Origin of the sequence: Microbispora sp. H10670, assembly GCF_014161385.1 — a bacterium.
In the GTDB taxonomy this organism is placed as follows: Bacteria; Actinomycetota; Actinomycetes; order Streptosporangiales; family Streptosporangiaceae; genus Microbispora; species Microbispora triticiradicis.
This window is the reverse complement of sequence record NZ_JABBWW010000001.1, coordinates 85,375-99,424: the sequence shown is the minus strand read 5'-3', so window position 1 is coordinate 99,424 and position 14,050 is coordinate 85,375. Positions and strand designations below refer to the sequence as shown.

General features: G+C 71.7%; 16 protein-coding genes. 4 read left to right on the top strand and 12 right to left on the bottom strand.

Annotation, left to right across the window (positions count from 1 at the left end):
* Window positions 1-25: 25 nt before the first annotated feature.
* A complete protein-coding gene (locus HHX33_RS00450; RefSeq protein ID WP_182872825.1) occupies window positions 26-1,135 on the bottom strand; it encodes a hypothetical protein in 1,110 nt (369 codons plus the stop codon).
* Between the two features lie 132 nt (window positions 1,136-1,267).
* Here HHX33_RS00450 and HHX33_RS00445 point away from each other — a divergent pair, with 132 nt between their 5' ends.
* The 3 genes from HHX33_RS00445 to HHX33_RS00435 all read left to right on the top strand — a co-directional run bounded on the left by HHX33_RS00445 (window position 1,268) and on the right by HHX33_RS00435 (window position 4,776).
* Window positions 1,268-1,897 carry a helix-turn-helix domain-containing protein gene (locus HHX33_RS00445; RefSeq protein ID WP_182872824.1) on the top strand — a complete coding sequence of 210 codons (630 nt, stop codon included), beginning with the start codon at window positions 1,268-1,270 and terminating at the stop codon, window positions 1,895-1,897.
* A gap of 102 nt (window positions 1,898-1,999) precedes the next feature.
* Entirely contained in the window at window positions 2,000-2,569 is a 570-nt protein-coding gene (locus HHX33_RS00440; RefSeq protein WP_182872823.1) for a hypothetical protein, read from the top strand.
* 353 nt (window positions 2,570-2,922) lie between these two features.
* Window positions 2,923-4,776: a family 43 glycosylhydrolase gene (locus HHX33_RS00435; RefSeq protein WP_182872822.1), complete on the top strand. Its 1,854-nt coding sequence runs from the start codon at window positions 2,923-2,925 to the stop codon at window positions 4,774-4,776.
* A gap of 247 nt (window positions 4,777-5,023) precedes the next feature.
* On the opposite strand, the gene HHX33_RS00430 is transcribed toward HHX33_RS00435, so the two are convergent.
* Entirely contained in the window at window positions 5,024-6,232 is a 1,209-nt protein-coding gene (locus HHX33_RS00430) for an FAD-dependent monooxygenase (protein ID WP_182872821.1), read from the bottom strand.
* An 83-nt stretch (window positions 6,233-6,315) separates the two neighbouring features.
* Between HHX33_RS00430 and HHX33_RS00425 the strand changes: the two genes are divergently transcribed.
* Window positions 6,316-6,897, top strand: a complete 582-nt coding sequence (locus tag HHX33_RS00425; protein WP_182872820.1) for a TetR/AcrR family transcriptional regulator — start codon at window positions 6,316-6,318, stop codon at window positions 6,895-6,897.
* A 60-nt stretch (window positions 6,898-6,957) separates the two neighbouring features.
* On the opposite strand, the gene HHX33_RS00420 is transcribed toward HHX33_RS00425, so the two are convergent.
* From HHX33_RS00420 to HHX33_RS00380, 10 genes are all read right to left on the bottom strand, one after another.
* A complete protein-coding gene (locus HHX33_RS00420) occupies window positions 6,958-7,605 on the bottom strand; it encodes a GOLPH3/VPS74 family protein (protein ID WP_182872819.1) in 648 nt (215 codons plus the stop codon).
* 14 nt (window positions 7,606-7,619) lie between these two features.
* Complete coding sequence (locus HHX33_RS00415; RefSeq protein WP_310741154.1) at window positions 7,620-7,892, bottom strand: hypothetical protein; 273 nt, start codon at window positions 7,890-7,892, stop codon at window positions 7,620-7,622.
* Window positions 7,893-7,894: 2 nt separating this feature from the next.
* Window positions 7,895-8,821, bottom strand: coding sequence for an SPFH domain-containing protein (locus tag HHX33_RS00410; RefSeq protein ID WP_182872818.1), 927 nt, complete (start codon window positions 8,819-8,821; stop codon window positions 7,895-7,897).
* An 85-nt stretch (window positions 8,822-8,906) separates the two neighbouring features.
* Entirely contained in the window at window positions 8,907-9,896 is a 990-nt protein-coding gene (locus HHX33_RS00405; RefSeq protein WP_182872817.1) for an NAD(P)-dependent alcohol dehydrogenase, read from the bottom strand.
* On the bottom strand, window positions 9,893-10,126 hold the full coding sequence (locus HHX33_RS00400; RefSeq protein WP_111700599.1) for a helix-turn-helix transcriptional regulator: 234 nt from the start codon (window positions 10,124-10,126) through the stop codon (window positions 9,893-9,895). Before HHX33_RS00400 ends, HHX33_RS00405 begins: the two co-directional genes overlap by 4 nt.
* The gene (locus HHX33_RS00395; protein WP_182872816.1) at window positions 10,120-10,548 is read right to left on the bottom strand and encodes a hypothetical protein; all 429 of its coding nucleotides are present in this window, start codon (window positions 10,546-10,548) and stop codon (window positions 10,120-10,122) included. The genes HHX33_RS00400 and HHX33_RS00395 overlap by 7 nt, the downstream gene beginning before the upstream one ends.
* 110 nt (window positions 10,549-10,658) lie before the next feature.
* Window positions 10,659-11,873 (bottom strand): hypothetical protein, encoded by a 1,215-nt coding sequence (locus HHX33_RS00390; protein WP_182872815.1) that lies wholly within the window; start codon window positions 11,871-11,873, stop codon window positions 10,659-10,661.
* Between the two features lie 21 nt (window positions 11,874-11,894).
* Complete coding sequence (locus HHX33_RS00385; protein WP_182872814.1) at window positions 11,895-12,536, bottom strand: DUF6879 family protein; 642 nt, start codon at window positions 12,534-12,536, stop codon at window positions 11,895-11,897.
* 124 nt (window positions 12,537-12,660) lie between these two features.
* Entirely contained in the window at window positions 12,661-12,786 is a 126-nt protein-coding gene (locus HHX33_RS35410; RefSeq protein ID WP_259402009.1) for a hypothetical protein, read from the bottom strand.
* A 117-nt stretch (window positions 12,787-12,903) separates the two neighbouring features.
* Window positions 12,904-14,013 carry a HesA/MoeB/ThiF family protein gene (locus HHX33_RS00380; protein ID WP_220501355.1) on the bottom strand — a complete coding sequence of 370 codons (1,110 nt, stop codon included), beginning with the start codon at window positions 14,011-14,013 and terminating at the stop codon, window positions 12,904-12,906.
* Window positions 14,014-14,050 lie beyond the last annotated feature (37 nt).

Sequence of the window (14,050 nt, the reverse complement as noted above, 5' to 3'; positions counted from 1 at the left end):
TGCACGGCGTGGCGAGGTCAGGCGGTCACTGCGTACGCCAGAACGTGCCGTTGGCCGAGGGGTCGTCGGGGTCGCCCTGCGGGACGGTGAAGCCCGCGCCCCACATCGTCGTCGTTCCCGGCCTGCGGGCGACGGAGAACACGACGGCGTCGGTGCCGGACTTCCGGAGGAGCCGGGCCTGTCGCCACGTCGAGCCGGTGACCTGCCACAGGGTGGGGTTCCAGTTGCCCTGCAGGACCCAGACGCCGCCCCTGCCGTCGGGCTCCACCTCGGTGTACGGCTGGGCGTTGGCGGAGCCGATGGAGACGGTCCACGACCTGCCGTTCCAGTGCATGACCAGGGTGCGGCCGAAGTCGACGTCGTCGCCCTGCTCGTCGGCGCCCTCCCAGCTGACCCCGCCGACGACCCACACGTTCTTCGATCCCACGACCGCGATGTCCTGGATGGTCACGACGGCGTCCGGCGCGGGAAGGGCGAGCGCCGGAGCCGGGACCAGGGTCCAGGACGTCCCGTTCCACCGCATGATCGAGGGACGGTTGCCCTTGACGCCCGCCGCCCAGGCCACGCCGGCCTTGTACGCGTCGACGGCGGAGGCGCGGCCCGGCAGCCGGACGCTCTTCCAGGAGGACCCGGTCCAGTGCCTCGCCGTGGCGGCCGTCCCGGCGACCGCCCAGACGTCCTTCGCGCCCGTCGCGTCGGCGTCCGTCGCCGAGAAGCCACTGCCCAGGGCGATCGTGGTCCATCCGCGGCCGTTCCAGCGCGCGGCCCTGCCCTCGCCGAAGACCCACGCGTTCGTGCCGGAGGTGGCCGTCACGGCCCGCAGCTCGTACGGCGGGCTGTTCGGGATGACCCGCCAGGATCGGCCGTCGAACCGCTGGACGAGACCCCGCTGCCTGCCGTTCACGACCCGGTGCCCGGCCGCCCACACCGACCCGTTGCCCAGGACCGTCACGTCGTTGAGCACGTCGTCCCCGGGCAGCGTGTTCACCCTGACCGGCTTCCACGTGGGCGCGGGCGCATCCGCCTGGCGGCCCTGATAGCCCAGGTGGCCCTGGTGGGCCGCACCGGACGCGGCCACGGGCGGCACGCTCGCCAGGCCGAGAACCATCACCCCTGTGACGACTGCGGTACGCATGACGCTCCCCTCCGTTCGCCCATATGACGTCCGATCGAGGACATTCGTTCACCGGGCGGCCACGCGACTTCCGGCGCGGGCGCGGTGGAATCGGCCTGTCCGCGTGCGAAAACGACAAGTAAGATTGCCGGTATGGCAAACGACGACGCCGCCGTCCTGGCCTCCGTCGGTTCCCGGCTGCGTGCGCTGCGCAGGCAGAACGGCAGCACGCTGAGCCGGCTCGCGGAGTCCACCGGCATCTCGGTCAGCACCCTGTCGCGCCTGGAGTCCGGCGAACGCAAGCCCACGCTGGAGCTGTTGCTGCCGCTGGCGCGGGCCTACCAGGTGCCGCTCGACGAACTCGTCGGCGCGCCGCCGGTCGGCGACCCCCGGGTGCGGTTGAAGCCCATCAGCCGCTGGGACTCGACGATCGTGCCCCTGACCCAGCACCCCGGCGGGCTGCAGGCGTACAAGATGATCATTTCGGTGGAGCGCTGTGATCCCGAGCCGCGTACGCACGAGGGCTACGAGTGGCTCTACGTGCTCAACGGAAGGCTGCGGCTGGTGCTCGCCGAACACGACCTCGTCCTCAGGGCGGGGGAGGCCGCGGAGTTCGACACCCGGCTGCCGCACTGGTTCGGCAGCACCGGCGAGGCGCCGGTGGAGATCCTCAGCCTGTTCGGCACCCAGGGCGAACGCATGCACGTCCGGGCGAAACCACGCGGCGCCCAGGAGACGCCCGCTGAACCGTCTCAAGGACGAACCGCCGCTTTCCGCGCATAATGGGGACACCTGCAGGCGATCAAGGAGCGACGATGCGGCTCGCGCGGTGGTCGAACGCTCCCGGCCGGGGACGATGACCGGGTGAGGAGAGGCCGATGGGCCATGGCGGCGGCTCTCGGGCTCGCCTGCCTGGGCGCGTGCGGGTCGGTGACGGCCTCCTCCGGTGTGGACATGGATCACCTGCGGGAGCTGGGGGTCGCGCCCGACCTCGTCTATCTCGTCGATCTGCCGGGATACGAGATGGCCGAGCAGTCCATGGGCGGGATCAACGAGGAGGGGTTCGGCGTCTTCTACACCGCGCCCGGCGGACGTCAGGTGGAACTGCGGGTCGACCGGGGCGCCTTCGATGACGACGTGTGCCGGAGCACTCCGATCAACCTCGCCACGCCTCCGGACGCGCTGGTCCTCTGCGTCCACGACGAGGTGGGCTGGTATCGGATGGCCGGTGACCGCCACGAGTACGTCGCGCTCAGGGGAGACGTCCTCATCAAGCTGAGTGGAGGGGTGACGGACGTCGGCCGGGCGGCGCTGAAGGCGGCCGTCGCCGGGGCGCGCCGCGCCACCGGCGACGGGAAGGCCGGCACCGCGCCGCCCCGCGTGCCGGTGGAACGAGGCGACCTGCCCACGGCGGGCGACGGCGCGCCGGACAACGAGGTCGGCCCGGGTGGCTGACCGGCGGACGGGCAGGTTTTCCGCCGCGTCGCGGAGCTGAAAGTTTCACACCACGCACGGGTACGGAGGTCCCGGTCGCGGCGCTCCGGACACAGTTCAGGACGGGTGGCCCGGGCGCGTGACGCCGCCGTGGCGCGGGCCCGGAACCTTGACCATCCCGCCCGCATGGGATTGGCTCCGCGCCGTGGCGATGTCCACGGTCGCCGCGGCACGCGTTGACGGAGACGAATTCCGTACAAGCGGGTGAACGGAATCGTGCGCCCGTGATTGTTAACGCTAACAATTAGGTAGTACTTGTCGCCGCTGAACGTGTCGATGCGCAAGTCGCGTGGTCACTACCCCAGGAGGTGAGTATGGGATCGGCGTTCACCCTTCGGGCCCGGCTCAGGCGTGGTGTCGTCTGGATGGCGGGCCTGTTGTGCATGGCGGCGTTGCTGCCGGCCACGACGGCCAAGGCGGACAACCCCATCGTGCAGACGATCTACACCGCTGACCCGGCCCCGCTGGTCTACAACGGGCGGGTGTACCTCTACACCGGTCACGACGAGGACGGCTCGACCTACTTCACGATGAAGGACTGGCGGGTCTTCTCCACCACCGACATGGTGAACTGGACCGACCACGGCTCCCCGCTGAGCGTGGCCACCTTCAGCTGGGCGAAGTCGGACGCGTGGGCGGGCCAGGCGGTCTACCGCAACGGCAAGTTCTACTGGTACGTCCCCACGACCAACCGCTCGACCGGCCGGATGGCCATCGGCGTGGCCGTCTCCGACAGCCCCACCGGCCCGTTCAAGGACGCCATCGGGCGCCCGCTGGTCGAAAACGGGGAGATCGACCCGACCGTCTACATCGACGACAACGGGCAGGCCTACCTGTACTGGGGCAACCCGAACCTGTGGTACGTCAAGCTGAACAGCGACATGATCTCCTACTCCGGCAGCGCGACCAAGGTCACCTTGACCACGTCGGGCTTCGGCACGCGTAACGGGGACGCCAACCGGCCGACGCTGTTCGAGGAGGGGCCCTGGTTCTACAAGCGGGGCAGCCTGTACTACATGGTGTTCGCGGCCAAGTGCTGCTCGGAGTTCATCGCCTATTCGACCTCCTCCAGCCCGACCGGGCCGTGGACCTACCGCGGCACGATCATGTCGACGCAGGGCAGCAGTTTCACCAACCACCCGGGGATCATCGACTACAACGGCGGGTCGTATTTCTTCTACCACAACGGCGCGTTGCCGGGCGGCGGTGGTTATACGCGGTCGGTGGCGGTGGAGAAGTTCACCTACGGCTCTGACGGGTCGATCCCGACGATCAACATGACCACGACCGGGGCGCCGCAGATCGGCACGCTCAACCCGTACGTCCGGCAGGAGGCCGAGACGATCGCGTGGGAGTCGGGTGTGGAGACCGAGGCCTCCACCGAGGGCGGCATGAACGTCGGGTTCATCGAGAACGGCGACTACATCAAGGTCAAGGGGGTCGCCTTCGGCTCCGGCGCGACGTCCTTCAGCGCCCGGGTCGCCTCCGCCAACTCCGGCGGCAAGATCGAGCTGCACCTGGACGGCGTCAACGGCACCCTGGTCGGCACGTGCAACGTCTCCGGCACCGGAGGGTGGCAGACCTGGACCACCGTCTCCTGCTCGGTGAACGGCGCGACCGGCACCCACGACCTGTACCTCAAGTTCACCGGCGGCAGCGGCAACCTGTTCAACGTGAACTGGTGGCAGTTCAGCGGCAACGGCCAGCCGTCGCCTTCGGCCACGCCCTCGCAGTCGCCGTCGCAGTCCCCGTCACAGTCGCCCTCCCAGTCGCCGTCGCAGTCCCCCTCCCAGTCGCCCTCGCAGTCGCCCTCGCAGTCGCCGTCGCAGTCGCCGTCGGCCACGCCCACGCGGACGCCGACTCCGCCGGTCACCGGAGCCTGCAGCGCGACCTACCGCACCACCAACACGTGGTCCGGCGGCTTCCAGGGAGAGGTCACCGTGACGGCCGGAAGCTCGGCGATCAGCGGCTGGACCGTCAAGTGGACCCTGGCCGGCGGCCAGACCATCAGCCAGGTCTGGAACGGCACGCTGACCACCAGCGGCTCGACGGTCTCCGTGAGCAACGCCTCGTACAACGGCTCGCTCGCGCCGTCCGCGTCGACGACGTTCGGCTTCCTCGCCAACGGTACGGCGTCGACTCCCACCGTCACCTGCACCGGCTCGTGAGACCGGCGGCGCCCTGACGGCGCCGCCCACCAGGAGGCGGCGGACCCACCGGACCCGCGCGAGCACCGGCCTCGCGACGGCGGACGTGGGTTCGCCGCCATCCCCATGCCATCTCGCCGCCGTTCTGCCGCCAGAGTCCGGGGCCGGCTCGGTGCGCCCGGTTCCGCCGTGGGGGCGCAGCCGGGCGCACCGTCATTCCGGGCGGCCCCAGAAGCCCCGCCCGGCCCGGGACGCCCGGCGGTGCGGCTCATACCGACGGGACCCGGTAGTCCCGGATCGTGATCGCGGTCGCGGCCCGGCGGATCGGCCCGGTGACCCGCTCGATCATCCGGTCCTTCCCCGGCAGGTGCGGCATCAGGCGCAGCATCAGCATCTGGAAGCGGATCTGCGCCGCGGACCTCAGCACCATGCCCTTGATGTTGGCGGCCGCGAGCTTCTGGTTCTCCTCGACGAAGTGCCGCATCTCACGCTCGTACGCGGCGAACCCGGCGGTGTGGTCTCCGGCCGCGGCGGCGAGGCAGCCCGCCAGCACGTAGGCGCCGACCAGGGCCAGGCTGGTGCCCTGCCCGGATGCGGGTGAGGGCCCGTAGGCGGCGTCGCCCACGAGGGCCACGCGGCCCGACGACCAGCCGTCCATGCACACCTGGCTGATCGAGTCGAAGTAGAAGTCCGGCGCGTCCCACATGGCGTCGAGGAGGCGCGGGACGTCCCAGCCCTGGTCCGCGAAGACCTCGGCGAGCAGCTTCTTCTGCCGGGTGGCGTCCCGCCCGTCGCCGGCCCCCGGCGGGGAGGAGAACAGGAACATCGCCCTGGCGTCGGCGTCTCGCCGGGTGCCGTACATCCCGGCGCTCCGGCCCGGCGCGGGGTGCATCATCTCGGTGCGGTCCAGGCCGAGGTGGTTGGGCACCGTGAAGATCGAGATGTGGTGCCCGAGGTCGCGGACGAACCGGGACTCCTCGCCGAAGGCCAGCGCGCGGACGTTGGAGTGCAGGCCGTCGGCACCCACCACCAGGTCGAACGTCCTCGGGGGGCCGCTCTCGAAGGTGACGCGCACCCCTCCGGGCGTCCGCTCCAGGGCGGTGACGGAGTCGTCGAAGAGGTACTCGACACCGTCTCCGGCCGCGCCGTGCAGGATCCGGACGAGGTCGCCGCGCATGATCTCGACGTCGTCGCCCTCGCGGCCGCCGAACACCTCGGCGTTCATCGTCGCGACCTGCTTCCCCCGGGCGTCGACGAAGCGTGCGACGCGCATGTCCGTGCTGTGCCGGCGCACCTCGTCCAGCAGGCCCATGCGGCTGACGACGTCGAGTGCCGCGCCCCGGACGTCGATTTTGTAGCCGCCCTCCCGCAGGCGGGGAGCGCGCTCGACGACGGTGGGGGTGAACCCGTGCTCACGCAACCAATGCGCCAGCGTCAGCCCGGCGACGCTTCCGCCGGAGATCAGGATGTTCGTCACGACTCGGACTGTACAAACGTCTCAATATTTTGTCTAGTACATATGTCTCAGACATCAGTCCGTGAATCGGTTAGGATCTGCGCATGGGAAACCGGGAAGACCTGCTCGCCGGTGCCAGGCGATGCTTGATGGAGAAGGGGTACTCCGGCACCACCGCGCGTGACATCGCGACCGCGGCCGGCACCAGCCTCGCCTCCATCGGCTACCACTTCAGGTCGACGAAGGCGCTGCTCAACGCGGCTCTCGTCGATGCGATGGAGGAGTGGGGCAAGGAGATCGAGCGGACCCTCGCCGCCGGACCGGCGCTCGGCGGGACGCCCGCGCAGCGGTTCGAGGCCACCTGGACCCGGATCATCGAGTCCTTCGCCAGGCTCAGGCCCCTGTGGGCCATCCAGTTCGAGCTCATCGCGCAGATGGACCGCCTGCCCGAGCTGCGGGAGGCCTTCGCGACGGCCAACCGCCAGGCGAAGCTGGGACTCGCGGCGCTCTTCGAGAACCTCGACCCGGCCGCGGACCCGCGGAAGGCGATGGCCGTCGGCGCGTTCTACCAGGCGCTGCTCGGCGGCATGGCGGCGCAGTGGCTCGTCGATCCCGACGAGGCGCCGTCCGCCGCCGACCTCGCCGAGGCGCTGCGCACGATCGCCCCAGGCCTCGCCGCACCGTGACGCCCCCGCCGGGGCCCGCCGCCCCGGAACGCCGGGGCCGTACGACGTCGTGCGGGCGGGTCAGCCGCCCCCGCTCATGGCGGCGGCGGACGCCGCGTGCAGTTGCTGGATGACCTTGCGCAGGGCGGGCGTCGCCGGTCCGCCGCGTTCGCCCAGCTCGGCGATGCGCTGCCGGTACGCCTTCCGCCTGGCCCGCGGCAGCACCGTCCGGAGCTCTCCCGCGGCGGCCAGCGCGACCAGGGCGGCCTCCCGTTCGCCGACCCGGGACATAGGACCGTTGAGCGCGGTGGCGACCTGCGTCGTGAGCCGCTTCACCACGCGCGGATCGCGCACGCGCACCTGGGTCCTGTTGAAGACCAGGAGGAAGGGCTGGCGCAGCTCCACGCGGACCCAGTGCCGCGTCTCCAGCTCGTCCCGGACCGCCCGGACCGTCGCGCGGCCGTCCTTGTCGATCCAGTGCCGCCACGGCTTGGGGCGGGACCCGGCGATCTGGTGCAGCAGGTCGTCCAGGACCGGATCGCCGAGCGGCTGCTCGCTCACCACCCGCACCTTGCCGCGCTCGTCGGCGATCCGGCCGTCGAGGAGCAGCTCGGTGAGCGCGGCGGCGCGGAGCAGGTACGGGAAGCGGTAGTTCGTCACCACCCGCTCCTTACGGGGGTCGTAGCCGAGCAGGTAGAGCCGGGCCGGCAGGGAGCCGGGAACGTTCATGAGGTCGCCTTCTCTCAGTCGTCTCCGGGCGGAGCTCCGCCTTCGGGCTCGTCGGGCTCCTGGGTGGCCGCGGAGCCGTTGGGCGGGGCCGAGGTCCTGGGCGGCCGGCCGCGCCGGGGGATGCGGGCGGCCTCGCGGGGAAGCCGCCCCGCCTCCGCCAGCGCCTGGCGGAGCAGGAACTCGATCTGCGCGTTGGTGCTGCGTAGTTCGTCACCGGCCCACCGGGCCAGCGCGTCGTGCACGGCGGGGTCCAGTCGCAGCAGGATGCTCTTCCGGTCGGTCGCCACGGTCAGCGGTAGAGGGAACCGGTGTTGACCACGGGCTGCACGTCCCGGTCGCCGCACAGGACGACGAGCAGGTTGCTGACCATGGTGGCCTTGCGCTCCTCGTCCAGTTCGATCACGTCGTGCTCGTCGAGGCGGGCCAGGGCGGCCTCGACCATGCCGACCGCGCCCTCCACGATCCGCTGACGTGCCGCGACGACCGCTCCGGCCTGCTGGCGGCGCAGCATGGCCTGCGCGATCTCGGGGGCGTACGCCAGGCGGGTGATGCGCGACTCGATCACCCGGACCCCCGCCGAGGCCACCCGGGCCTGGATCTCGGCCGACAGGCGGCCGGTGATCTCGTCGGCGTTCTGGCGCAGGGAGAGCACGTCGTCGTGCCCGTCGTAGGGGTAGCTGCCCGCGATGTGGCGGACCGCCGTCTCGGTCTGGAAGGCGACGAACTCCACGAAGTCGTCCACCTCGAAGACGGCCTTCGCGGTGTCCTCCACCTGCCAGACCACCACCGCGGCCATCTCGATCGGGTTGCCGTCGGCGTCGTTGACCTTGCTGACGTCGGTCTCGTGGTTGCGGATCCGGGTCGACACCCGGCGCTTCTGCGTGAAGGGCACCACGAACCGGAGGCCGGGCGTACGGACCGTGCCCACGTAGCGGCCGAGCAACTGGATCACGCGCGCCTCGCCCGGAGCGACCGCGGTGAGCCCGGTGAAGGCGACGACGGCCACCAGGAGGAGCAGCACCCCGGCGATGATCAGCACGGCCCCCGAGCCGCCGCTCCCGCCGGCCGCGATGCCGATTCCGACCGGGACCAGCACGAAGGGGCTCAGCAGGCCCAGCAGGGCCAGGATCAGCATCGGCCATCCCCCGGTTTCGCGGGCCGCTCTCTCGTGCGTCTGGGGGGCCGGCATGTCGACGGCGATCTGCAGGTCGGTCATGTGCACGCTCCTCGATGTCTAGCAAGACACTAGCAAAGTGATATCACTTTTGCCTAGAGCCGCCCACCGATGCTTCCGCCGTGCCTCAGGCCGTCCCGTTCACGGTGACGACGACCTTGCCGCCCGGGTGTCCCCCCATGAGGTGACGGATCGCGTCGGGCGCGTCGGCGAGGGGATAGACCCGGTCGATCATCGGGGTGACGGCGCCGGACTCGGCGAGCCGGGTCAGTTCCTCCAGGTCCTCGGCGCGCTCTCGCGTCATGACCGGGCGAAGCCGCTGCCCCGTGAACGGTGACAGCAGCGGCGCCCGGAACGTGCGTCCCATGCCCCCGGTGAAGCGGTGGGCCACGTGCCCGCCGCCGACGACGACCAGCGTCCCCCGCGGCGTCAGGGCGCGCCGGAGCAGGGACAGCGGCCGGTTCCCGGCGGTGTCGACGACGACGTCGTAGCGCGGCCCGTCCCGGTCGATCTCCTCCTGGCTGTAGTCGACGACGTCGTCGGCGCCGAGCGACCGTACGAAGTCCGCCTTCGCCGCCGAGCACACGCCCGTGACGCTCGCGCCGTACGCCCTGGCGATCTGCACGGCGAACGACCCCACGCCTCCCGAGGCGCCGATCACCAGAACCCGCTGCCCCGGCCGCACACCGGCGACGTCGCGCACGGCCTGCAGCGCCGTCATGCCGGAGACCGGCATCGCGGCGGCCTGCTCGAACGTGAGGCCGGCCGGTTTCGGCGCGAGCCTGTCCTGCCGCGCCCTCGCGAACTCCGCGTACGAGCCGCTCGTACAGGTGCCGTACACCTCCTGACCCGGCCGGAACCGGGTCACTCCGGCGCCGACGGCCGCCACCACCCCGGCCACGTCACGGCCCCGGACCGCCACCTTCGGCCGGCGCAGCCCGAAGCCCGCGAGGCGCATGAGGTACGGCCGGCCGGTCATGAGGACCCACACGCCGGGGTCCACCGCGGCGGCGCGGACCTCGACGAGCACCTCCTCGGCACCGATCTCGGGGCGGTCGACGTCGCTCAGGCGGAGCACGTCCGCCGGGCCGTACGCGTCCTGGACGATGGCTTTCATGGCGTCTCCTCGGGAAGGTCGGGGTACTGGAACACGTCGTCGAGCGGAACGCCGAACACGCGGGCGATCCGGAAGGCCATCTCCAGGGACGGCGAGTATCGGCCCTGTTCGATGGCGATGAGGGTCTGCCGGGTCACGCCGATGCGCTCGGCGAGCTCGGCCTGGGTCATCTCGTCGTGCGTGAACCGCAGCGTGCGGATGCGGTTGGTCACGCGGGTCGGCTTCACCATTCCGGCAGGCTCCTGCGATAGGCGACGACCTTGGCGATCCCGGCGAGGACCGCCGACAGCACGAAGCAGAGGTAGACCACGTTGGCGATCCAGAACCGGTCCCACCCGGCCATCGCCATGAGCATCGCGGCCACCGCGCCGATCACGACGAACGCCTGGCCGACGTGGTCGCCGAACCGCCCGATCTCCCGGTCACGCGCGTCCTGCACGCGGGAGGCGCGGGGGTTCACGATCGCCATCCCGATCTCGGCCGCGATCGTGGCGGCGATGGCCCCGCCGACCGACCACAGCAGGGCGGCGGTGTACGGCGTGTCGGGTAACGGACCCCCGCCCGCCCGTCTGAGGACGACGACGACGTACGCCGCGTAGGCGAGCACGGCGACGACCAGCCTGATCCAGGCGCGCTTCTCCAGGTGAGTCATGAGCGGCTCCTCTCGATGTACAACATCTTTGACATCTCCAAGGTAGCCAATCTTTGACCTCGTGTACAGAATTTTTTACACGAGTATCGATGGGGGCGCCTGCGCGACGGCTACGGCCGCGGGCGGGGGCGGGGGCGGGAGAGCGTGCGGCGCAGACGGGGGCCGTGCCTGCGCCACCAGGCCCGCGCCCAGGCCACCTGGAACGCGAGCGCGGCCAGCAGCACCGCCGCGGCGTCCAGCACGGAGAGGGGCGTGGCGGGGGTGCCGAGCGCGCGCACCGCCCGGCAGAGCAGGACGAGCGTCGCGGGCAGCGTGACCGCGAACGCCACCCCGAGGCAGACCACGGTGCCCACGACCACCAGCACCGCGTACGCCCGGAGGCTGCGGCGCTCCCGGCGGGGCAGGCCGGCGAGCGGGTCGGGCGTCGGCCTGCCGAGCAGCCGGAGCACCCGGTGGCGCGCGTAGGCGGTGGCGTCGCCGTACATGTTCCGGCAGCCGGTCAGGTCCTGCAGCAGGAAGTACACGTCGGTGCGCATGAACACCAGGAACTGGGTGGTCAGCATGGACGCCGAGGTCAGCGTGACGAGGGACAGCACGGTGTGGCGGCCCAGGATGGCGGCCAGGACGATCGCGGCCGAGCAGGCCGCCGCGTCGACGGCCATCCCGGCGAGATAGACCGTCAGGCGGACGCGCCGCTCGGCCAGCCAGATCCCGGACACCTCGGTCTGGACGGCCAGGAACTGCAACCGCGTGCCCAGGCGGATCCGGCCCGGCACCCCGGCCGCCCTGGCGGTCGACAGGTGCGCCATCTCGTGCAGGAAGATCAGCGTCCAGCCGACGGCGATCTCCGAGAGCAGGACGAGCGTGCCGTGCTCGCTCCACAGCAGGTCCCGCCAGCCCGGCAGCGTCTCCCGCCTGATCACCGCCGTCACCGTCCCGGCGGCGATCACGCCGGCCACCGCCGTGTGGAGCAGCGGGCTCAGCGTCCACCGCACGTGCCGGGCACGCAGCCGGGGGAACGTCGGCGGCTCGGCCGGGGCGGCCGGCCTGCCCGGCTCGTCCAGGAAACCCAGCTCGCCGAGGGCGCGGACGAAGTCCCGGACGTCGAGGTCGGCGCCCGTCTCGCCGCGCAGCCGCCGTTCGGCCTCCTCGATGGTCGCGCCCTCCATCAGCAGCCTGATGGCCCGCATCCCCTCGTACGGCACCGCGGCGAACTCCTGCCCGTCCGGGCGGCCGACGATCCACTGGGAGCCGTCCCGCCGGAACGCGAGGTCGCGCAGCCGGACCCGGGTCCCGTCCGCCGGCTGCCCGGCGTCCTGGCTCATCGCGGCCTCCAGGCGCGGGGTTCAGGGGCGGTGGGTGCCGCGCGACCGGGAGGAGGCCGAGGGGGGCGGCAGCGGGAGGACCTCCCGCTCGACGTACGCCCGCACGTCCTCTCCCCGCTCGTAGAGCGACCCGATCGCGGCGCGGCAGGGGCCCGCGAGGTCCGGGTCGGTGATCCGCCGGGCGCCGACGTGCCCGCCGATCTCGTCGTACAGCACCTCGTAGAGGAGCGACGAGCCGATCGCGACGAGCTCGGGGAGCGGCGCGGTGCGCTCGAACTCCCGTACGGCGCCCGCGGCGAGCACCCGTGGACGCTCCCCGGCCTCCGCCCTGACGGCCAGGACGCGCAGTTCCCACTGGAGATAGGGGGTGAGCGGGGTCTCCACGACGCGGAGCCTGCGGGTCGCCGGGCGGGTGCGGTAGTAGGCGGTGAGCGGCTCCCGCATCTCCGCGATCAGGGCGAGGGAACGTTCCCAGTCGCCGGTCATCATCGCCCGCCAGCTCGGGACGTCGGGCTCGCGGAACTCCTGGGCGCGTTCGAGCTTCCACACCACGCCGGTCGCCCGGCCGAACTCCTCGGCGAACTCGGCCTGGTAGGCGTCGGCGGGCAGCACCCGCGCCTCGGCCTGCCGTACGTCGTCAAAGATGGTGCGGGTGGATGCCACCCTTCCCTCCTTCGGGCCGTCCGTCGCGGTGCGGCGCGGGGCCGCGGGGCCGGTGCGGCACGACCGCCTGCGGCGTGCGGGCGCTCCCGCTGCGCGCCCGCACACCACGGTGGCGGCACCGGCGTCAGTTGCCGACGCTGTTGCTGGCGTTCGTCGTCTCGATCTTGTCGAGCAGCCGGATGGTGATTTTCGTCTTGACCGGCGGGGCCGCCTCGTCGGCGGTTTCGATCTCGTGCTCGTTGGGGGTCATCCGGTTCCTCTCGTGGGTGAGGGACGGGGATGTTCTCGCGAGAACGCGTTCATGATTCGCCGCCGGTGGCACGCAGTCAATGATTGTGTCAATTCGTTGTGGTAATCGTTGTTTCGGTCATGCCGGTGAAATGCGCCCATTCGAATCGAAACGGGCGCGTACCCGGGTCCCGCAGACCGGGCAGCCGGGGCGGGGCGGATGGCTGACCCGCACATGGTGGTCCGCGGCGATCAGGTTGACTCCCCGGATGGTGCCGGCCGGCGGCGCGGACGCCCCGGTCAGCAGCGCGATCAGCGCGTGGGCGACGAGCTGGCCGGACAGGCCCGCCGACGTGGCGATCACCCCCGGTCCGCCGAGGTCCACCGGCGTGCCCGGACGGCGCCGGGCCTCCTCGCCGTCGCACAGGCACTCGTAGCAGGTGCCGGCGTCCGGGGTGAAGCAGCCCACGGTGACCAGCGGCCCGCTGTACCCGCCGCCCACCCACGGGATCCCCGCCGCGGCGCAGGCGCGGTTGGCCCACACCCTGATGCGGTGCCCGTCCGGCCGGTCGGCGCAGAGGGCGAGCGCGTCGAAACCCGCGATCAGCTCGGCGAGTTCGCGGCGGCTGCCGACGCACCGCCGGTCGCCGGTGACGGTGATGTCGGAGTTGACGCCGCGCAGCCGCGCGACGGCCGCCTCCGCCTTCGGCCGTCCCACGTCGGCCTCGCCGTACAGCACCTGACGGTTGAGGTTCGACAGCTCGACCAGGTCGGGATCCACGCAGTGGATCTCGCCGACGCCCGCGGCGGCGAGGGCCCACGCCGCGTGGCTGCCCGTGCCGCCCAGGCCCAGCACCACCACCCGCGCGCCCTTGAGCCGCAGCTGCGCCTCCCAGCTGTGCGGGCCCGGGCCGACCATCCGGAAGAACGCCTGGTTCCTGCTGTACCGGTCGATCTCCCGCTCGCTCAGCGCGGCGGGCGGCACGGCGGCGGCGTCCTCCACGTATCGGGTCGCGACGAGCTGTTCGACGACCGACTCGGCGTCCGGCAGCTCCGGATGGGCCAGGCGGAGCCGGTCCGCGATGTCCTCGCGGGAGCGGGTGCCGTCCATCAGGCACAGGGCGGTCCAGACCCAGCCGTACGGATCCTCGATTTCGGCGGCGATCCCGTAAATCTCGCCGCCGATGCGAATGGTGCCGTCCTCGTACCGGTGGGGCCGGTGCTCGAATTTCACCCGGGGCAGGCGCACGAGTCGAGCATTACTGCCCGGTTACTTATCCGGTCAA